At 54.6% G+C, this 20,127-nt stretch carries 12 protein-coding genes and 4 pseudogenes; 4 read left to right on the forward strand and 12 right to left on the reverse strand.

Annotated elements, in window-relative coordinates; genetic code table 11:
* Positions 1-177: 177 nt before the first annotated feature.
* The 6 genes and pseudogenes from CEW87_RS07090 to CEW87_RS07110 all read right to left on the reverse strand — a co-directional run bounded on the left by CEW87_RS07090 (position 178) and on the right by CEW87_RS07110 (position 5,886).
* The gene (locus CEW87_RS07090; RefSeq protein WP_108972059.1) at positions 178-1,230 is read right to left on the reverse strand and encodes a phospholipase A; all 1,053 of its coding nucleotides are present in this window, start codon (positions 1,228-1,230) and stop codon (positions 178-180) included.
* 423 nt (positions 1,231-1,653) lie between these two features.
* Positions 1,654-1,818: pseudogene (locus CEW87_RS07095) on the reverse strand (IS5/IS1182 family transposase); the annotation flags it as partial.
* A 37-nt stretch (positions 1,819-1,855) separates the two neighbouring features.
* On the reverse strand, positions 1,856-2,287 hold the full coding sequence (locus CEW87_RS22365; protein ID WP_159098107.1) for a hypothetical protein: 432 nt from the start codon (positions 2,285-2,287) through the stop codon (positions 1,856-1,858).
* 145 nt (positions 2,288-2,432) lie between these two features.
* A complete protein-coding gene (locus CEW87_RS07100) occupies positions 2,433-4,091 on the reverse strand; it encodes a mechanosensitive ion channel family protein (RefSeq protein ID WP_108972060.1) in 1,659 nt (552 codons plus the stop codon).
* Between the two features lie 24 nt (positions 4,092-4,115).
* Positions 4,116-4,430, reverse strand: a complete 315-nt coding sequence (locus tag CEW87_RS07105; RefSeq protein ID WP_108972061.1) for an HdeA/HdeB family chaperone — start codon at positions 4,428-4,430, stop codon at positions 4,116-4,118.
* 1,096 nt (positions 4,431-5,526) lie between these two features.
* Positions 5,527-5,886 (reverse strand): hypothetical protein, encoded by a 360-nt coding sequence (locus CEW87_RS07110; RefSeq protein ID WP_159098108.1) that lies wholly within the window; start codon positions 5,884-5,886, stop codon positions 5,527-5,529.
* Positions 5,887-6,121: 235 nt separating this feature from the next.
* Between CEW87_RS07110 and CEW87_RS07115 the strand changes: the two genes are divergently transcribed.
* Positions 6,122-7,207 carry an IS5 family transposase gene (locus CEW87_RS07115; RefSeq protein WP_075146924.1) on the forward strand — a complete coding sequence of 362 codons (1,086 nt, stop codon included), beginning with the start codon at positions 6,122-6,124 and terminating at the stop codon, positions 7,205-7,207.
* Between the two features lie 202 nt (positions 7,208-7,409).
* On the opposite strand, the gene CEW87_RS22370 is transcribed toward CEW87_RS07115, so the two are convergent.
* From CEW87_RS22370 to CEW87_RS07130, 4 genes and pseudogenes are all read right to left on the reverse strand, one after another.
* A complete protein-coding gene (locus CEW87_RS22370; protein WP_159098109.1) occupies positions 7,410-7,673 on the reverse strand; it encodes a hypothetical protein in 264 nt (87 codons plus the stop codon).
* Between the two features lie 548 nt (positions 7,674-8,221).
* Positions 8,222-9,189, reverse strand: a pseudogene (locus tag CEW87_RS07120) (IS5 family transposase).
* 160 nt (positions 9,190-9,349) lie between these two features.
* Positions 9,350-11,614: a patatin-like phospholipase family protein gene (locus CEW87_RS07125; protein WP_199917141.1), complete on the reverse strand. Its 2,265-nt coding sequence runs from the start codon at positions 11,612-11,614 to the stop codon at positions 9,350-9,352.
* A 3-nt stretch (positions 11,615-11,617) separates the two neighbouring features.
* Positions 11,618-12,664 (reverse strand): DUF4105 domain-containing protein, encoded by a 1,047-nt coding sequence (locus CEW87_RS07130; protein WP_108972063.1) that lies wholly within the window; start codon positions 12,662-12,664, stop codon positions 11,618-11,620.
* Between the two features lie 502 nt (positions 12,665-13,166).
* Here CEW87_RS07130 and CEW87_RS07135 point away from each other — a divergent pair.
* Entirely contained in the window at positions 13,167-13,388 is a 222-nt protein-coding gene (locus CEW87_RS07135) for a hypothetical protein (RefSeq protein WP_159098110.1), read from the forward strand.
* A 27-nt stretch (positions 13,389-13,415) separates the two neighbouring features.
* Here the strand turns inward: CEW87_RS07135 and CEW87_RS07140 are convergent, their stop codons facing one another.
* Both CEW87_RS07140 and CEW87_RS07145 read right to left on the reverse strand, forming a co-directional pair.
* On the reverse strand, positions 13,416-15,989 hold the full coding sequence (locus CEW87_RS07140; protein WP_108977010.1) for a mechanosensitive ion channel domain-containing protein: 2,574 nt from the start codon (positions 15,987-15,989) through the stop codon (positions 13,416-13,418).
* 126 nt (positions 15,990-16,115) lie between these two features.
* Positions 16,116-16,403: pseudogene (locus CEW87_RS07145) on the reverse strand (IS3 family transposase); the annotation flags it as partial.
* A gap of 379 nt (positions 16,404-16,782) precedes the next feature.
* Here CEW87_RS07145 and CEW87_RS07150 point away from each other — a divergent pair.
* Both CEW87_RS07150 and CEW87_RS07155 read left to right on the forward strand, forming a co-directional pair.
* Positions 16,783-17,461, forward strand: a pseudogene (locus CEW87_RS07150) (integrase core domain-containing protein).
* A 204-nt stretch (positions 17,462-17,665) separates the two neighbouring features.
* The gene (locus CEW87_RS07155; RefSeq protein WP_108972065.1) at positions 17,666-19,918 is read left to right on the forward strand and encodes a CRISPR-associated endonuclease Cas3''; all 2,253 of its coding nucleotides are present in this window, start codon (positions 17,666-17,668) and stop codon (positions 19,916-19,918) included.
* The last annotated feature ends 209 nt before the right edge of the window (positions 19,919-20,127 follow it).

A 20,127-nucleotide genomic window follows, 5' to 3' on the forward strand; every position in this document is an offset into this window, starting at 1 on the left:
TTAAATGCGGCGTTACGCCAAGTTCGCCCCCCTGCTGGAGCATGCGCAACCACCAGAAGCCGTCCGTTCCGAGCCACTTCGCCGGTCGATAATGTTCAACGGCGCATCGTTCAGCTGTCCATCCGGGCCACTACGAGCCCGGATATAATCTATGGCACGCAACGCACTTTTAGTGGCCTACCAGTCAACTAAGCTAATACCGAGACCAATGGCGTTTTTGCGAAAGTTGTAATCGATCAAGCTTTCACCGTATCCGCTGAAAATCTGCATATAGCCTTTAAGATAGCCTGAAATCGGGAAGGTCCACTCGAACATACCCGATCCGTGATTCGTCTTCTCGCTGAAACGCAGCGAATGGCGCAACGTAAGGGCAAAATTGTGATCTCCCAGTCTGCGGTTAATTAGCAACTCGCCACGACCAACGTAATCCTCGATATCCGGATTGTCATCCTCGCCCGCCTCCTCCTTAATGCGATGCCACGCTTGTACAGCGACAACCCAGTCGTCTTTCTGTAGGGCAACGAAAGCGGGGATCCGGTTCCAGCTACGAGAGAGGGGGTCGGCTCGACCGTTCGACTGATGGTTTAAACCGAACCCCACCATCGACGCTTTCCAGCCGAAGAAATCGTAGTCCATCGCGTAGGTCATCAGGATTTCAGGCTCATAGTTCGTCTCACGGAACGGGCGGCTGATGTCACCATTGTAAACTTGCCAACGTGACGACTGGGTATAGGCTGCCCAGATATCGCCCTTGCCATCAAAAAGCCCTGTGACAAGCTTAGTCTTGAAGCTCAGCTGGTATTTGCCCTCGGTGCTGTCTAGATTAACCGGGTTCGTGACGCAGCTACGGCCCCCTGCCGCACTGCACGGTGCCTCGTTCACCTTTGTGCTGTGAAAGACTGGCATGAAATAAATAGGCTTATAGGGCTGTAAGGTGAACACCGGGTGTTTGGTCTCTGGGGAGAGTTCCCAGCGGGAGTCGAGCAAGGTTACGCCCTGGGCGGTTGAGCCGAACGGCCGTTGCTGCTCAGATTCCGGCATGGACTTAATAGCGGATTTCAAAGCTCCTTCCGGAGCACTACGACCCACTTTACGATCGTAGCAGGCAAGCCGTTGGTTTCCATTCTCGATTCCAACACAATCGCCGACGCCTTGAGATCGAACCGCTCCCGACAGGGCTAGCAAACTCGATCCAACCAGCAACGCCCGAGAAAATCGAGCTACCTTCATGATGACTTCCTCATTATTGGTCAACAAGACATCTAGAAACCCAGATGCTTGGTAACTTCCGAAAAGCTAAAAATCTAAGCAACCCCGTAACTCGCCGGTGTGAAAACCCAGCCCTTGATAATTCACTTTCTAATGCCTTCCACATAAATTGGCAGATTGCATAAAACAGATAGGTCCGAATTCACGCCGATACCCTGCGCAGGTCGAAGATATACGTGCATAGCAGCGCGCTTGGTAACCAAAAATCTCGCCGGACGCTTCAGTGATCTCGGCGCAAGTCAAGATGGTTGTCGCGTGATCCATGCACATACTATGGGCATGGAGTGATATTCATGGCGACTTTCTCGCCGGAGTTAGATCTGCAATACAGCTCGAATTACCAAAGCAGCCACCGCCGTGTGCCGAAGATGCCATTTTCTCCGCCTAAGCCCTTACCTCCGAATCACTCAACTTCCCGAATCTCAGGTGGTTGTATGCCGCATCAGAGATGAATGCCGCAATCGGGGTCTTTACCTGCCCGATAAATCGACGCTTGCGCATTCCGCCGCCCGTTCTAAGCCAGACGAAGATTCTCTCCACCGGTTTTCGAGGCGTCCGACGTTATCTGCATTGCACGTACTTGGCTTTACGCTGTCCTTTCTTGCTGCTCCAAACATTCCGGGCGCCGTTTTGCGAACACGCAGATAATGCCTGGAATCAATAGTATGATCCCGAAAATTCGAGCAGCTGTTGAGCCAAATAATAGGCAAATGATTGTAATTGCAATTATCGCTATGCCGGAAGAATTTGGTTGCTTGAGCGCAGCTAGACCTGAGATAAAGCCACCAAAAAAGACAAGCACTCCGAACCAGAAACCAAGGCCCTCCTTGGGCAAAAAAACACTTGTCTGAACATTGGCCCCTACTAGCTGAAACAGAACACTAAATACGCCAGCGAACAAACTATAGAAAATGGACAAAACGAGAAAAGCGAGTGAAGTTAAGATGACCAGCCATCCTGCATATTTAATATATGCAATTCTCGGCTCGCTTGCATTTAAGTTTGCATCCCTTTTCATAAGACACTCCTAAGAACGCAAAATCAGATTCACATTAAATATAAACGAGTAAAGCAGGTTGCAAGCCATCTTAAGTATTTTATTAGCCATGTTCGAAGATATCCAAGCTAATTTGGCAAGCCCGACTCACACGGCATTCACCTGATCACGTGCCAGGCAGATCTATGTCCTTAGGTCGCTCAGCCGGCGCCGCAAACCATTTATCCTGCGGCACGAAAATATTAACATCCGGCTGCGACACGAAGTGCGGCGACATAATCTGGACACCGTATTCATTAAAAACATCCGCAATGTGCGCATGCAGTTGAGAATACAGCTGGGGCATGCGGGAAGCATCTCCGCAATATGCATTAATCTCATACTCGATGTAAAAATCCCCTAGCGTCTTTTTCAGAACAAATGGCTTGGGTTCTTTTAGCAGCCCTTCCGTGCGTTTGGCAGCCTCAATCAACATGGCCTCAACCTGGCGCCAGGGGGCGTCGTATCCGATGGTGATGGTGGAGTGCAGAACCAGAGTTCCCGCTCGGGCAGAACTGCTGTAGTTCAATACCTCGGAGGAAAGAATCATCGAGTTGGGCAATACAACCTCTTCGTTCTTGAAGGTATGTAGGCGGGTCACCATCTGCCCGACCTCCTTGACCAAGCCCGTGTGACTGCCAATTTTCACATAGTCGCCCACCTTGTAGATGCGACGATAGATCAGGTTATAGCCCGCCAGCATGCTGGTGATCATGCTGGTCGAACCGATCGAAAACAAAACGCCTATAAACAGTGAAATGCCCTTGAACGCCTCACTGCCGGAACCCGGAATATAGGGGTACGCGATAACGATCGAAAAAGCGAGAATTCCCACCCGTAAGAGATTGAAGGTAGGAATCGCCCAGTCCGTATCGAAAGCAGACAGCCTGATCGTCCCGCGCGCGACGCCGAAAAAGAACAGATAAAGCAAACGAAGCAGATAACGAACGACGAAATACAGTATCGCCAGAAAGATCAGGTCAGGAAACGCAGTCGAAACCGCTCTCCACATCTCTTTCAGGGGGTTCAGAAACAGTTCGAATTCCCAGCGGGCGATCTGGCGTGTCCAGGGAAACATCTCCATGACAGCAGCAAAGCACACCAGAAGCGTGACCATAACCAACAGCCACCACAGGGAACTAATCAAACTCTTTAGCGCCGCCTCGAACTGCTGAGCGCCAATCACGCCATAGGCCTTCGACCCCAATTCCTCTAACTTCGCACGTTGGTGCGTCTGGATCATATGCAATAACCAGCGCTTCATCTGGCGAAATATCAGCAAAAGTAATGCTGTTGCCGTCATCATGCCCAAGGCGATTGCCAGACTTCTCAGCAGGTAGTTTTGGCTGCGTTCTTTCCGATACTGAGTGACAGCCTCCGCGACAGCACTTTTAACTGCCTTCGCCAGAAGAGGGCGCTCAATATCCTCCATTTTGGCATCTGCATTAACCAGATAAATGACTCGCCTATCGCCTGCCAGAATCACCGTCTCATTCTGGCCTTCTTCAATACGCAACTGGTCAATCGTAAAGCTAGGGTCATCAGCCAGCGCACGGATGCGCTCGACGAAAGCTTTTGCCCGCACCTCCGCAGGATATGCAGCCACCCCAATTACAGAAAACAACTCCCGGCCATCCAATACAACGCTAACGGATGCGCGCTTGGTGGCTTCTGCCGACTCTTCGGCAGAGGTTGCCCAACTATTGAAGCTGGCCCCATGAGCAAATAAAAAAAGCAACGCAGTTATAGCAATGCGTTGCCAAATTCCCGGGCGGAACAGGCACATGGCTCTGATGTTAATGGGCAGCGATTATTTGGCAATCTTGCTGAAAGACTCAAGTGCCTTACTTGTAGGATTATCCAGACAATAGTCTGTGAAATCATCCGACACCTTACCAAGCTTCTCTGAAACATACGTGGTTGCGCCCTTCTTGCCCAGTACATAACCGTGCAAGACAGCGATTGCAATGGCCCGATCCTCTCCGGACAATCGCATCAGATCCTTACAAAGGATTGCATTCAGATCAGTGGTTGTCGACTCCTCCATGGAGAAAGCGGTCGTACCAAACGTCAATGCAGATGCCGCAACAGCGAAGACAACCAGGGCACGGGATGTTTTTATCATGATCAACTCCTCAATGGATTAAAAATTTAAGGTGTAAATAGATTTAGCGCGCTCTGCTCATGCAAGAGTCATAAACTTGGCGATACACTCGATCATTGTCGCCGTGCCGCTTCACACCGCCAACGATGCCCCCCAATGCGGCACCCCGGCCTGCTGAGTCTCCACCTCCTACAATGGCGCCAAAAAGTGCGCCTTTGACGGCTCCACGCGTAGCACCGCCAAGGGTTGACCCTCTGTCACGCACGGCTCGGTCCGCTTCAGCAGCGCAATCGGCTGCGCTTCGCGCATACGTCGCTGGTGCAGCAAAATAAAGACTCGCCATGGCAACTAGTGCCAAGCCTCGATATCTGTTAGGAATTCGATACATATCTCACCCTCCTTCAAACAGTGTTACGTTGCGACAAAAATATGCTGAGTTGCCGCTGTTTGATACAAACTAGAACACATTAACGTTGACACAGGCTGTACAAGAGAAAAGCTAGCCATCTAGTGACATGGAACCATTACGATCGTCGCGGCTAGGTCGGTTGAAACCGAGTTGGGCCACAGTAAATGCGGGACTCAGGGTTTCAGCATTCGAGTCATGAATTGCCACTGCATTGATCATGCCGCCGATGGCGATTGACACTTAGTTGGGCCCCAGCAGCTTGAAAGAACCCGAAAATTTTTGCCGGTAACGCTCGCTGATTTGAGATCGCCAACCGTGTCGCGCACCTTCCGTTCGGCGGGTGCAACTGTCTGCTGGGGAGCATATATGGACTCCGATGCAAAGTCATACGTGTCAGCTCTACCTTGCACCGTCTCAATCTTGCCCAGACAGCCAATCAAATTCTTCAACGTGCGGTCCTGTTCGTTGAGTGTGCGCTGTTGCGATTGGAGCCTGAGCGACTGCTCTTGAATAGTGCACGCTGTTCTTCAAGTTGTCTCTCTGGCGCGGCTGTATCATCTGCGGCAACACCGAACTCGACATCCCGATCAGTGCTGTCACAACAACTGCTGACCACACCTAAGCTGTGGCGTTGCCAGAGTTAAAGTTGCATGACTTTGTCATTGCAATCTTTTTATGTCAGATTATCGCCAGAGACCTAGTGTTTAATCAAAAGCCGATGACTTTGTACCCCACTTGCACAGTAAAATCGATCGGTCGATCTTTGCCACCAAGCACCTGCGGTTTGATGTACACCTGACTGTCACCGCCGAAAGCCTTGCCGAGCATTCGTCCAAAGGTGATGGTCAAACTGGCGTACGACTTTTCGTTTTCCCAGTCATGTACCAGCGCAGGGTCATACGTAACATAGTATTTGGGATTGGCCAATTTTGGCACGTAGTACAAATCGAATGTCGTGTTATTGATGCGCGCGCGGTTGCCAGGATTGTCCAAGCTGACCTGATGCACGAGGGAGGGCGCCAATATGCTGGCGGGAAGGAAAAAAGCGTAAAACCCGCTCGCCTTCAACCAGGTATGTCCCGCACCAAGTTCCGCGCGGCCAGCCGTATCTGCAAAAACCTCGGCGGTATAGGCGCTGCCACCTTCTTTATCAACATTGAGGACGTGAGTAAATTTTACACTCAGATCGCCCAGATCGTAGTCGCTGTCCCTTAACAGGATGTTGATTTAATAGGTTTTCCAGCATCCATGCGGGTTGTGAGGCTGATATAATTACATCTGCATTAAGAAACTGATTATTCTCATGCGCGGCATCGACCATAAACAGAACGCCCTGTTCAGCTACGTCAATATCGAAGACCGCATTGACCGGGATCATCCGTTGCGCCGGATCAAAACGCTGGCCGATATGGTTCTGCGCACGATGTCGCCGCAATTCGATGCGTTGTATGCCGATGGTGGCCGCCCGTCGATTGCACCGGAACGCTTGTTGCGGGCGTCGCTGTTGCAATGTCTGTTTTCGATTCGCTCGGAGCGTGCGCTGGTCGAGCATATCGATTTCAACATGATGTTCCGGTGGTTCGTCGGCATGACGCTGGACGAGCCGGTCTGGGATCACTCGACGTTCAGCGCCAATCGCGAGCGGCTCCTCAAGGAGAGCGTGATGCGCGAGTTCTTCGGTGGCGTGGTGGCGATCGCCGAATGGGCCGAGCTGGTGTCGGACGAGCATTTCAGTGTCGACGGCTCGCTGTTGCGGGCGTGGGCCTCGCACAAGAGCATGATGGCCCGGGACGGCTCCGACGAGCCGCCCGGACCGGATCAGGGACGCAACCCCGAGGTGGACTTTCGCGGCAAGAAGCGCTCGAACAAGACGCACGTCTCGCGCACCGACCCGCAGGCCCTGCTCGCCAGCAAGGGCGGCGGCGTGGCGTACCTGAGCTACACCACGCATGCGTTGGCCGAGAATCGTCACGGTCTGATCGTCGATGTCCACACTACGACCGCCACCGGAACCGCTGAGCGTGAGGCGGCGTTGGTGATGGCCAGGCGCAGCATCAAGCCCGGCAATTCGGCGCACAAGCCGACGCTGGCGGCCGACCGGGGGTACGACACCGCCGAGTTCATCGCCGCGCTCGAGCCGCTGGGCATTGCCCCGCATGTCGCGGCCAAGGTCAAGGGCAGCGCCGTGCCCAATGAGGTGAAGTCGTCCCCCGGTTACGCGGTCAGCCTGCGCCGACGCAAGATGATCGAAGAGGCCTTTGGCTGGGCGAAGGATATCGGCACGCTGCGCCATGCGATGGCGCGTGGGCTGGATCGAATCCGTGCGCATGCGTTGCTCAATTTCTCGGCTTATAACCTGACGAGATTGGGCAATCTGCTGGCGCCGTAATTCGCGGGCGCCCTGGCGCCCTGCGGATGGGAAACGTTGTAGTCGAAAAACCATGTCTTTGCGGCGACAGGAGCGCTGCTGATTTGCGGTAGCACAATCGACGGAAAAGTCAGCTTGAATCGGCATGATCACGGGGAAAGCGGGCGATTTTCAAAGTCGATTTTTCCCAGGGGACTGGAAACCGAAGGTGAACCCGAGATTTTCAACACCCTGTTAAACCCGATGCATAGGGCACGGTGAGCGCAAGGGCCATGTTCTTTCTTTCACCCAGCGGCTGGGAGTAGATTGCCTCAAACAAACCCGTCGATGACCCATCGCGGAAATTGTTGTGCTTGTACTGCACAGCAGCGGACGAGGACAGAACTGTCGGGTTGGTGCCGTTATTCACCTCTTCTGCCAGACAAGAGGAAGCGCCGAAAGCACCGAGAGTGACGGCAAACACGGTTTTAGGTAATAAATGTTTCATCGAGGAACCCCTCCAAAAAATAAAAATGAATTACCCGTATAGCTGTAAGGGATACCTTAAATACCGATATTGGCACAATACTATCTGGATCGACTCAGCGATTTATTCGTACCGCATCAAACTGCTGCTGGCTAATCGCTCTTTCATTCAACGCGTGCTGCAGATTCTGCATTTCCATTCCAGTGGGTACCGTCGATGTTCCTTGCACCTGCACATTCGCACCCTCCGCCGCAACCAACTGGCGGGAGAAAGCCAAGGAGCGCAGCAAGGATCGGTTGTCTGATTTTCGCAGTATCTCCCACTTGCTCAGCAAACGCTATCGAAAAGTGTTGTCGTTTGGTGCTCGAATTCACTCTGGTCAGCCTTCCGGAGTTATTAATCGGTGCATGAGTTAGCAGGATGATGCAAAAACCGGCGATACCGCGTCAGCACTGAGGTTCAGGTCGAATTTCATCGTGACATCGTTTTCCGAAATATCTTTGTCGCTGCTTTCGAAGTGCCGTCGTGGCCGCAACGGCGGCCGCGAAGGTCCATTTGAGCTCTTGTGCTCATGCCTTCACCTCCGTAACGCTCAATTTCGCGATTCGGAGCAGGTTGTATGCAGCGCCGGAATAAAGGCCGCCATTTGGGTCTTCGCCTGGCCGATGAAGCGGGTCTTTCTCAACCCGCCGACCGTTTTCAACCAGCCAAATATTTCCTCGACGCGCTTTCGCTTTCGCTGGCTGACCCGGTAGCCCTCGGTCCGGGTGGTCCGCCCATCCAGTCCAGGCGTCTTCCGATCCTTGATGCGCGCAATGTGCGGACGGATCTGAAGCTCGCGCAGATGCTCGACGAACGCCTTCACGTGATAGCCCTTGTCCGCATCCAGTGTCTCGGGGTGAATGTGCCTGCGTCGCGCTCACGTGAGCAACTGCCGGGCCGCACGGTGCTCGGGGTCCGTTGTGCTTTGATGCGTGGCGTTCGAGCGCTTCTCGCCTTTGAAGTCGACCATCCCCGTGCCATGGACAACGTCATTGGGCGGGGTGCCGTCCTTGCGTTTGAAGCTCTTGAACGAGGCCCAGGCGTCGATCAGCGTGCCGTCTACCGTGAAGTGGTCCGAGGACAGCAGATTCTGCTTCTGGGCCGGCTTGACGACCTCGTCGAAGAAGCGTCGGGCTACGTCAGTGGCGACCAGGCGCTCACGCAGACGGCTGAAATTCGATTGGTCCAGCGTCGGACTCTCGAGATCCATGTCGAGGAACCAGCGGAACAGGATGTTGTAGTCGAGTTGGTCGCAGAACTGCCGGTCGGAGCGAACCGAATACAGCGCGATAATCAGTTGCGCCTTGAGCAGACGCTCTGGCGGAATCGACGGACGGCCGACCGACGAGTAAAGCGCATCCAATTCCGCGCAAATCACACCAAGGGCTCGATCCGCCAAACGCTTCACTCGTCACAGCGGATGATCGGCAGGCACACGCGATTCCGGCGAGAAATAATGGAACATCGAGGACTGGGGGTCTAGTTGGCCGCGCATCGTTGCAGTACCGGGAGTTTGGAGATGGTTCTATGACAAGCAGCTTGATGGGTCGTTCACTGACTTTTGCATCATCCTGTTAGTACGTCGAACCATCCCTGTTCTCCTTTTCTTATCATGCACAATTAGCGCCCTGCATAATGCTGAATGCCGTCACACGTTAGTAGGGCTTGCCAAGGTAGAAATAGAAACTGGAATCACCGGCCGCCGCGCGCCCATACCCAAGATAAACTGCCCCGAGCGGGGTATCTATGGCTGTAAAAATACTGGCAGACTTCAGCAAACCTGTGGGACTTCCCCTCACAAGCGGATTACCAACCTTTCCTGCTTCAAGTGATACGCCTGCATAGCCCCCTTCAAGCAGTCCGCTATCAAATATTTGCCGATAGTACATAAGTCGGCTAAACGCGAGTCTCTCTCCGAGCAACTGGCCCGTCGTATAGCCAGACAAGCTCAGAAACCCACCCAGTTGAAACAGGTCGTACTGTGGCAACGGGCCCTGACCAACATGTCCCCCGGCCTTAAACGAAAGATTAAAACTATGTGAACCGAATGAACGAACAATAGTGCTATCGGCACTCCATTTCGTATAGTTGTCGTCAGCGCCTAGCGACCTATGCGATTTAAATATTTCTGCTCTAACTGACCAGCCATCTCGAGGGAACGATGTATTATCAAGCTGATCAAGCAGCAAGCTCGCCCTGAACGCCGCTTGAGCAATGCTAGATGCACTTGGCGCAAGGCTGGTCGGGCCGGTATCAAGTTTCGGATAGCGGACGCCTTTTAGCAGACCGATCCGCGCCTCACCATACTCCTTCCACTGCGTCCCCAGATCCAACCCGACCTTGCTGGTACGGTAACTAATGGTCGCGATGCGGTTATCTCCTTGATAAACGTCGGTCTTACGACTTTCATATCCCACGTAAGGAGCGACAAAAAAGGGACCTTCCGCACTGAGTGGTTGATAGAACTCGCTGAGGAAACCATTGGGGGTGCCAGCTTTAAAAACTGTGCGCCACTCGGCTCCAAAGGAATTGATCCAGGTTTTGCGATAGCTGGCCAGCAGGTTGTAATTCGACTCAGAATTAAGATCAGACGACAGTCCGAGACCGAAACGTACATAATCTGGCCCCCAAGACTTCTCGATCGCATCGACCATCAGGACCCGCTTATCGGAGTCATCGATAAAGCGGTACGCCACGCGCTCATAATCGCCTGTACCATAGAGACGGCGCAAATCAGCGTCGAGCGTTGCCTGGTCCGCTGGTTTGCCTACTTCAGTAATCAAGGATTGTCGCGCCACTTGCGGGTTGATGTGTTTGAAATCGCTGAAGCGTATATCGTCAATGGGGCGAGTATCGGATGCCATAACCTGCGTCTGGCGGACGCGTAATGCAGCATATTCTTCTTGCGGAATGGAAAGTGCTTTCAGCCGCTCGGAAACCATACGCGCCGCAGCTTCTCCTAGTGGAGAGATTTCTGCCAAGCGATCAAAATCACCTGTTGAAAACCCTTCGAGTTCCGGTGAAATCAGAATATCATCCTGCTTCATCGACGCCAGCGATGCCTGCACATTTTGTTCCGTAAGAATGCTCAGCATCTGTCCTGCAACACCAAAAATGGAGCTCAATTCCTCACGCTTCAGCAACGGGGTGCCGACATTAACGGCAATTACAATGTCCGCCCCCATTTCTCGTGCGGTCTGCACAGGTAAGTTGCTGGTCAACATGCCGTCAGCAAGAATCATCCCGTCGAATTCAGCAGGCGCCACCGCACCAGGCACAGCCATGCTGGCACGCATGACGTTCGCCAACACGCCTTCCTTGAAAATGACCGCTTTACCAGTCACCAGATCCGTGGCCACCGCTCGGAAAGGAATCGGCAAGTCATCAAACCGGTAGAAGCCCTGCACCTTGGATAGGCGCCGCAATACGGTTTCGATCTGGACACCGCTAACCAAACCCTTGGGAAGCTTGAGGCCGCCCTCGCCCACACCGAACTCAGGACCGAAAAAGCTCAGGTAGTCATCCTGCTTGCGTCGCATGCTCAGTTCCTGCCGCGGCGGCTTTTCTTTGATCAAAAAACCGGTAGTCATCCCTGCCACGATCCGGTCCATTTCCGGCGAAGTGAGTCCTGTTGCATAGGCCGCACCGACCAGGGCCCCCATACTGGTGCCGGCAATGCAGTCAACCGGTACGCGATACTCCTCAAGTACCCTGAGCACGCCAATGTGCGCCGCACCCCGCGCACCGCCACCGGACAGCACCAGGCAGATTTTCGGACGCATGGCAGATCCGGTTTCACCACGCGGCTCATCCGCCTTTGCCAGCGGAGTCATTCCCGAGAATAAGGATGCCACGGCAATCCAGAAAGCCACCATCCCACGCATACACTGACCGTGCATTCCAAGCCCTTTAAGAATCATTCCTTAGCCACCAAAACGCAGGGCCTCTACGGCTGCACCCGGCATCAATGTCCGGATTCGCTTCGAGAATTCATGATCCGTTCCTGCGGCTCGTGCCCTGGCATTGATGTGCGCGCGCGTTTGAATCTCCACAAATGGCAAATCGTCCATTTGCAGCCTGCCCATTTCAAAGAGATATTCTGGAACGTAACCGCTTGCAATAATTTTCCAACTAAATGGAAGCTGCTGCGGATTGACACGAGTATTCATCCATATTGCGGTCGTGCAGTTCGTCGTAAGCGAATTATAAAACTCCGGTTGCACGCTCAGTGCGTTGATTCTGTTCATGTACTCCAGAAACAGGCGGCGCCGGTTCTCGGGCGAAGTCTTTGTGCGGTACAAATAAACGTCTTCCGGAGGATCCTGCCGATAATTGGTGCGCACGCCAATCACATCCCGCTCATCCGCCACCACGTAATAGAGCTCGTACTGGCGGAAGAACCCCTTGAGGTTGGAGTAGGCTTCACCCTTGGTCTTACGCACCTCGATCGAAATCGCCAGGTACTCATCATCGGCAAAGGCAAAGCTTAAAAACACATGCGCAATCGCTGGCCCCATCCAGTGAGATGTCACCAGATCAACCGCCTCCAGTTTCCGCAGATCGAAACGTTTATTGTAATAAGATGGCGTGAAGTCCGTTTCGCTGCGGTAGGTGAAGTTGCGGATATTATAGACTGTCACAAAATCGCCTTCGATTTTGGCATGGGGCAACAAGGACGTCTCATCCTGCCAATCGCGCGTATTGCTAGGCTCCAGCTGCGACCACAAAACCATGAGAAGGGAGAGCAGGACAAAGTAGGGGGCAACCCGCTCCCAGCGCCGTCGAGTAATTGCAAAGACGGCAAAGATGGCAAACAGAGCCAGGACGGCAATCAGGCCAAAACGTGCAAAGCTATTGGCTGGCCCCGCATAGGCAATAAACCCTCCGCCCCATACTGCACTCCCAAGCACCAGCATCCCGAACAGCAGCGTGCTTAACACGCGGAAAAAGCGTAATAGCAATGTCTGCATTCCTCACTCTAAAATTAACTTGGCGGTTTCAAGTCTGAAGTGCAACAATCGGCATACGGCATACGGCATACGGCATACGGCGTACGGCATACGGCATTCAAATACCACATTCCAGTTTGAGGTAGCATACATCCTGTAAATTTCGATGTGAGGAGTGTGGACATGAAAATACGTGCGCATGCAGTCCCCGACGGGGTTATCGAGTTCGCGCAGAATGATACCGCACTGGAAAAGGAAATCATCACCAGCTTGAGTCCTGGCGCCTGTTCGCTAACAAGACGCTGATTCTCGACTCTGAGCGTACCTGTACCGTATTGCAGTCCGCGGCAATCAGCCGCATCGCTTTTCTCACTGCCCTGCCCATTTCCCTGCTCGAAGCCCCCCACAACGACGACTTACCGAGAACACTGCCGCCCTGAGCAATTGGGCGACCGACGGCGGTTTTACCCAATTAACGGGAGCAAACCCCGGCGAGAACTATAAAGGCCACGTGCTTTTCGAGATGGCCGGCAGCCACCGGCTGCTGGTGAATCTTGAGGGCGAACTCGCAAGCCAGCCCGATTTGTTCTCGAAACTTAACCATATCTACGATCTGCCTTTCTATGCCCTACCTCATCCCCAAGGCGGCTTAGTCGTTATGAATATGCGTAACATCGTTGCCTTAACCTATCTACCCGGCCTGAAGGAATACCCGAAAGGCTATCTGCCCGCTGAGCGGTGCTAACCGTGCCGTCCCACCTGCACCGACTTTTTATTTATCGGTTCCCGTTTCCGTACTCGGCATGACCTGCACAACCAGTGGCGCACTGGCGTCGAGATGCACGTCACGCTGCGGGAACGCAATGACAATGCCGTGCTCGGCAAATCTCGCAGCAATCAACAGGCGCAACTCGCTGAGCACGCTCCGTGTTGTCGGCATGTTGGCGCTGATCTCTAGCCAGACATAAAGGACAAGCAGTTGGGCGTTGTCGCCAAAATCCTCGAACAAAGCCTCTGGGGCGGGTGTCCGAGCAACCTGCGGATGATTCACGGCCAACTCCAGCAAAAGTGCGGTGGCTTTCTGGAGCGATGTCCCATAGGCGACACCAACCTTTACCGCAAAGCGCACGCTGCGACTACTATGTGTCCAGTTGGTGACATTCTGCTCGATGAAGGTGCTGTTCGGCACCAGAGTATCAATGCCGTTGACGTTACGGATAGTGCATGAGCGCACATTGATGTCGGTAACTACACCAAGGACGGTTCCAACCTCAACCAGATCGCCGGGCCGGAATGGGCGCTCAATCAGAAGCATCAGGCCGCTAATAAGGTTTTTCAGCATTGTTTGCATGCCAAAACCAACGCCGATGGCAATAGCACCGCCAAGGAAGGCGAAGGCTGCGAGAGGGATTTTGACAATCGCCAAACTGACCAGCAGCAGGATGACAATGCTCAAGGCGAGAATCCATTTGCGGGCAATCCGTGCCTGCGTTGCATCCATTGTCATGCGCCTTACGGCAACACGGAAGTACCAGCGTGTCAGCACCGCTATCAGAAAGTAACCAATCACCAGTATCGCCACAGCCACGAATGCCTTGGCAACAGTAATGCTTCGTGTCCCGGTAATCTTGCGTCCGTCAACCTCAAGCGTATCCTCGATAGAAAAAAGTTCGTAATACCAGACTTTGCGCGCTCCGTTGACGAAACTGGACAGCCCTTGCTGAGCCTTGTCGCCCAATCCCAACCCCTTTGAAACGGACTCGAATTCCGCTCTCCCGCGTTGCACCAGTTGCCGCAATTCCTCGAGTTCACTATATCCATTCAAGTAAACCAGCTGGCGATCCGTAAGAATCTCCAACATCTGCTGATGGAACTTTTGCTCCATGTGCTCGATCTGGCCATGACGTACCCGCTCATGTTTGTTGATCGAGTCCAGTGTCAGCTTGAGTTGTGCCTCGATATGTCGAATGACCGGATCGAGCTTTGTTATCAGGCTAAGACTGCCCTCGTAGATCTTGCGCAAATCGGGATGTTGACCCTGACTGGCGAGGGCCACGTCATAGCGCATCTCCCAAAAGGCCAACTGGATATCCAGTCCTATCAACTGGTTGCTGATCATCTCCAGTGAGGTTGCCACATTATTCCTGCGTGCCTCAGCCAATGTCAGTTCGTGGTCAGTCGTTGCGACGTCGGCCTCTGTTGTCGCAACCCTTCTGTCAAGATCAGCGACTTGACCCTTCATGCGCTTGATCACACTTTCGGTCTTGCTTCGTTCGATGGCGCGCAACGGGTTGATCTTTCGCAACAACCCGGTGTTTTCCTCCTGTTCCTTCTTGAGCTTCGCCTCTTCTGCAGCCAGATCCTGTCGACCCTTGTAGAGCGAACCACGCAGATCAGCCAATTTTCGAGTCAACGCATTCAACTGTGCGCGCCGGTCCGCCACCGTCTTGTTCGCCGCTTCTCGCGCCGTGGAATTGGTCTCGAGTTGCTGTAGATAGTCGTCCCGTCGCTCGGCAATACGCTCTCTGATGGACCGAATATCCGTTTCAGAAAAGCTGACAGAAGCTTCTGCTGCCTCAATCATCCGGCGACTCAGATCAACCTCCAGTTGATCGCCAGCGCGGCGGGCATCAACTGCCTGACGCTCGACAACCAACTTAGCCAGATAGGCGGCATTCGCACGCGCCTCAAGCTCAGCCAGTTGATATTGCCAACGCATTCGTTCCTCATCTCTTTCTTGCCGGCTTTCTTCCATGCGCTCCCGCGCTTGCCGCTCCCGAACCTGGCTCTTGGCGGTAAGCAGCCGAGCATTTTCGATTTGTCCATCGATGATTTGCAGTTGTGCTTCCTGACCGCGCAGGGTGAGAAGGTTATTCTGCAGTTCCGCGCGCAAACGATCGACCAGTAAAATCGAATACGGTGGGGGATCAGAAAATCCCTGCCAGAGTTGTATGCGCGACTCAATCTGCTGCCTCTGCTTTTCCTGTTCGACACGATCGTTCAGCGCATTGATATGCTGCTGATAGGAAAAAGCCAGATACTTCAGAAAATTGTAGCGATCGGACAATTCCTTGTCTGATGCGCCTTGGGGTGCGCCCCCTTGCCGACCGGGCGATTTGTCGATGCGCGCAATGTCAGCCAGTACGCTTTTACGCAATTTGTCTAACTCTTCGACCGTGATGTCCTTCTGCGGCGCTTCTACCTGTCTCTCGGGTGCGGTTGCCGCAGGTGCATTCATAAATGGCACAGACATTTGCGCAGCGGCCGGCAAGGCCAGCACTAGCCCAGTCCAGGTAATCAGGAAAACTGACCACAATTTCCGGGAAGGCGACAAGAATGAATTCATGGAATTAGCGGTCCTGCAAAAAATATTTTTTCGAAATGAAGACTTAGCATCAAAAGAGCCCAGCTTAACTGAAGCGCCTCGGTTTATGTGGAGGCCGGTTGGTTTAAATCGGACCGCAATTGCTATTTGATTGGCGAGTTGCCTGTAGTAGTTTGCGTCAGCTTTCGCAGGCGGGATATAGCCGATGGGTGCGATTAGTAGGTGGTTATTGAACCAGGCCACTCATTCCAACGTCGCCATTTCTAATGCTGCCTTGTTTCTCCATGGTGCGCGGCGGTGAATGAGCTCGGCTTTGCAGAGCCCGTTGATGGTCTCTGCCGAAGCGTTATCGTAGCTTTCGCCCCTTCTACCAACTGACGGCTCCACGCCAGCTGCTGCAAGACGGTCTGTATAGCGAATAGAGACGTATTGGGACCATCCGCATCGCACGCTCGCGCACCTCTGGGGAAGACTTGTTTAACTTGTTCTTCGCTACATCTTCTCAAGAGTTGGAGCCTCCATCAAACCTCGGGGTGTTTCACAATGCCACTTCGCTCTGAAGCATTACAGCCTAGTGAGCGATCATCTGTGGCTCTTTGGGTTTGACCGTCTGGATTTTGGTGATAACGATGGGAAAGAGTGGATTATGCCTTTCAGGTTATGAGTTTTGGTATTGATTGCGTTACAGATGGCCGATATACCGCGTGAGTAATGTTCTTGAAGAGGGTGTGATTGAAACAGAGCAGTGACCTGCTCCAGGCTTTTCGGGCCAGCTGAAACTTGAGAGGATGGCTTCCAGAGAAAAGAGGAAGTCATGCGCAAGAGCCGTTTTACAGAAGAACAGATGGTCAAGATCCTGCGGGAGGCCGACCGCACGCCGGTCGCGGATGTCTCAAACAAGCACGTAGTGAGCGAGCAGACGATCTATACGTGGCGCAAGCGCTTCGGCGCCATGAGCTCGAACGAGGTCAAGCGACTGCGGCAGCTGGAGGCCGAGAACGCGCGGCTCAAGAAGATGCTGGCCGAGCGGGATCTGGAGATCGACGTGATGAAGGAGATCACGGCAAAAAAATGGTGGCGAGGCGCTGGCGATCGACGTCGCGGGCAGCATCCGCTCGGAGCGCGTCTTCGATGTCTTGAGCCGCTTGATCAGCGAACGCGGAGCGCCGAAAGCATTGCGCTCGGACAACGGCCCGGAGTTCGTCTCGACGCGGTTGCTCCAGTGGGCGACCGATGAGGGATTGCAAATGGCGCTGTCGCAGCCGGGCAAGCCATGGCAAAACGGCACCGACGAGAGCTTCAACGGCAAGTTCCGCGACGAGTGCCTATCCATGGAATACTTTCGCAACCGCCTTGAGGCACGCGTCGTCATCGAGCAGTGGCGCCGTCGTTACGACGAAGTACGACCGCATTCTGCGCTGGGATACCTGACCCCGGCGCAGTACGTTCAGAACCAGTCAGGCAACGACCACGAGGCCATCCGTCTCAAGTAACTCGTGGTCCGAAGAATCGGGGCAGGTCAATGCCCCTCGGCTGGATGCCTCCTATGCCGCGAATCTGCCGACCTGTCCTCCAATTACCGGTCTCTCCGTCAGGTCGTATGGTCAAGTTTGTTTTCGCAGGACTTTATCGCCTAAGGAAAATGGATATCATGATGGCATGAGTGACAACTTATCGCCGTTTTGGCGTGTTCCGTGATGGCTTACTACGCGCATTCCACGCCGAGCGTGGATAAATCCGATTGGCAAAGCCTAGCGGAGCATCTTCATAGCGTCGGCAAGATTGCCGGTAAGAACGCGGCGACCTTCGGCGCTTCAACATTGGCTGAGGTAGCCGGGTTACTTCACGATCTCGGCAAGTATTCGGAAGACTTTCAACGACGCATCGCGGGGAATGCGATTCGTGTTGATCACGCCACCCGAGGTGCGATGATCGCTGCAGAGCGCTTCGGCCCGATCGGCATGTTGCTCGCCTATGGCATCGCCGGCCATCACGCAGGTTTGGCGAACGGAGCTGAGGGCGGTGAACGCACGGGACTTCGCGACCGCATGAAGGGCATCGGCTTACCGCCGCTGAAGGACGACTGGGCACAGGAGATATTCCTGCCGGAGCAACTGCACGCACCGAAACTCTTGCTCCACAAAGAGCGCAGCATGTTTCAGTTCGCATTCCTTGCGCGCATGCTGTTCTCCAGCCTGGTGGATGCCGACTACCTCGATACCGAGGCCTTTTACGATCGGGTCGCCCCTCCCGGACAGCCCAACGACCGCAACGCATCGCGCGCGCTCGAAGTCCCCTCCCTGCAAGCGTTGCGCGAGCGCCTCGATACTCATCTTTTGGGCTTCACAGCCGACTCCGACGTCAATCGCATCCGCGCGGACATTCTCGCCTATACGCGCCAAGCCGCGCAGCATGCGCCCAGCCTATTCTCGCTCACGGTACCGACCGGCGGTGGTAAGACGCTTGCCTCGCTCGCCTTCGCGCTCGATCACGCGATTAAGCATGGGCTGCGGCGGGTGATCTTCGTGATTCCCTTCACCAGCATCGTCGAGCAGACCGCTGCGGTATTCCGTTCCGCGCTGAGCGATCTGGGCGAAGCGGCGGTGCTTGAACACCACAGCGCCTTCGTCGCAGCGCCACTTCCGCGCTCGGACGCCGAGCGTTACCAGGCCCGGGAAAAACTGCGGCTGGCGATGGAGAACTGGGATGCACCCATCGTCGTCACCACAGCAGTGCAGTTCTTCGAGAGTCTGTTCGCGGCACGCCCGTCGCAATGCCGCAAGCTGCACAACATCGCCGGCAGCGTGGTCATCCTCGACGAGGCGCAGACCCTGCCGCTGAAGCTGTTACGGCCGGCGGTCGCGGCCATCGACGAACTGGCCCGGAACTACCGCAGCAGCGTCGTCCTGTGCACAGCCACCCAGCCGGCCTTGAACGCGCCGGATTTTCGCGGCGGACTGGAGAACGTGCGTGAACTCGCCCCGAATCCGCCGGAACTCTTCCGCAAGTTGGACCGGGTACGTGTGCGCCATGTCGGCACGCTCGACGATGACGCGCTCGCGGCGCAACTCCGCGATCTCGATCAAGTGTTGTGCATCGTCAACAACCGCCGCCACGCCCGCGCCCTGTATCAGGCACTCGCCTACCAACCCGGCGCGCGCCACCTGACCACGCTGATGTGCGCCAAGCATCGCAGCCAGGTGCTCGCCGAGGTACGGGTACGCCTCAAGGCCGGTGAGCCCTGCCGGCTGGTGTCGACGTCGCTGATCGAAGCCGGCGTCGACATCTCGCTGCCCACCGTCTACCGCGCCGAAGCCGGCCTGGACTCAGTCGCCCAGGCGGCCGGGCGTTGCAACCGCAACGGCGAGCGCGCAGCGGAGCTGAGCGAGGTGCGCGTGTTCGGCACCGCCAACAGCGACTGGGCACCGCCGCCGGAACTGCGCCAGTTTGCCCAGGCCGCGCAGGAGGTCATGCGCCAGCCGCGGTTCCGCGACGATCCGCTGTCGCCGTCCGCGATCGAAGCCTACTTCCGACTCCTTTACTGGCAGAAAGGCGACAAGGAACTGGATGCCGCTAACCTGCTTGGCCTGTGCGCGGAAAGCCGCATCGATTCCCTGCCGTTGGAAACGCTGGCGGCCAAGTTCCGCATGATCGACACCGTGCAGATGCCGGTGATCGTACCCTTCGACGACGACGCCCGCGAGTACCTGAAGAGCCTGCATCACGTGGACAAGAGCGGCGGCCTCGCACGCAAGCTGCAGCCGTATCTGGTGCAGTTGCCGCGCAACGGCTTCGATGCGCTGCGCAAGGCGGGCGCGATTCAGCCGGTTGCGCCGGAGAGATGGGGGGAACAGTTCATGGAACTGGTGAACGAAGACTTGTACAACCAACATTCTGGGCTGTCTTGGGACGATCCTTCCTTCCTAAGCACAGAGCGACTGCTTTGGTGAACGTTCGTTGAGCTATTGGATAAACTTGTTCATTGAACTGTTAGCTGAAAGCGATGATATAATTTGACGGCATCCCCATTGTCTGTGTACGCTAGCTACGAAATGGCGAAGACCCCGGTGTCTGCCAACACCGAGGCCTTCAAGTAGCAACCGCTGCCACGCGGCAGAGCTAGCGTCTGGGGCTAGTAAGGAGGGCTCGTATATGGCTA

The organism is Parazoarcus communis (assembly GCF_003111665.1).
Taxonomy (GTDB): domain Bacteria; phylum Pseudomonadota; class Gammaproteobacteria; order Burkholderiales; family Rhodocyclaceae; genus Parazoarcus; species Parazoarcus communis_B.

Excerpts from the sequence above, each read along its gene's own strand:
- CEW87_RS07130 (WP_108972063.1), bottom strand. The coding sequence starts at position 12,664 with ATGCAGACATTGCTATTACGCTTTTTCCGCGTGTTAAGCACGCTGCTG.
- CEW87_RS22370 (WP_159098109.1), bottom strand. The coding sequence starts at position 7,673 with ATGAAACATTTATTACCTAAAACCGTGTTTGCCGTCACTCTCGGTGCT.
- CEW87_RS22365 (WP_159098107.1), bottom strand. The coding sequence starts at position 2,287 with ATGAAAAGGGATGCAAACTTAAATGCAAGCGAGCCGAGAATTGCATAT.
- CEW87_RS07115 (WP_075146924.1), top strand. The coding sequence starts at position 6,122 with ATGCGCGGCATCGACCATAAACAGAACGCCCTGTTCAGCTACGTCAAT.
- CEW87_RS07155 (WP_108972065.1), top strand. The coding sequence starts at position 17,666 with ATGGCTTACTACGCGCATTCCACGCCGAGCGTGGATAAATCCGATTGG.
- CEW87_RS07135 (WP_159098110.1), top strand. The coding sequence starts at position 13,167 with ATGGCCGGCAGCCACCGGCTGCTGGTGAATCTTGAGGGCGAACTCGCA.
- CEW87_RS07140 (WP_108977010.1), bottom strand. The coding sequence starts at position 15,989 with ATGAATTCATTCTTGTCGCCTTCCCGGAAATTGTGGTCAGTTTTCCTG.
- CEW87_RS07105 (WP_108972061.1), bottom strand. The coding sequence starts at position 4,430 with ATGATAAAAACATCCCGTGCCCTGGTTGTCTTCGCTGTTGCGGCATCT.
- CEW87_RS07125 (WP_199917141.1), bottom strand. The coding sequence starts at position 11,614 with ATGATTCTTAAAGGGCTTGGAATGCACGGTCAGTGTATGCGTGGGATG.
- CEW87_RS07090 (WP_108972059.1), bottom strand. The coding sequence starts at position 1,230 with ATGAAGGTAGCTCGATTTTCTCGGGCGTTGCTGGTTGGATCGAGTTTG.
- CEW87_RS07100 (WP_108972060.1), bottom strand. The coding sequence starts at position 4,091 with ATGTGCCTGTTCCGCCCGGGAATTTGGCAACGCATTGCTATAACTGCG.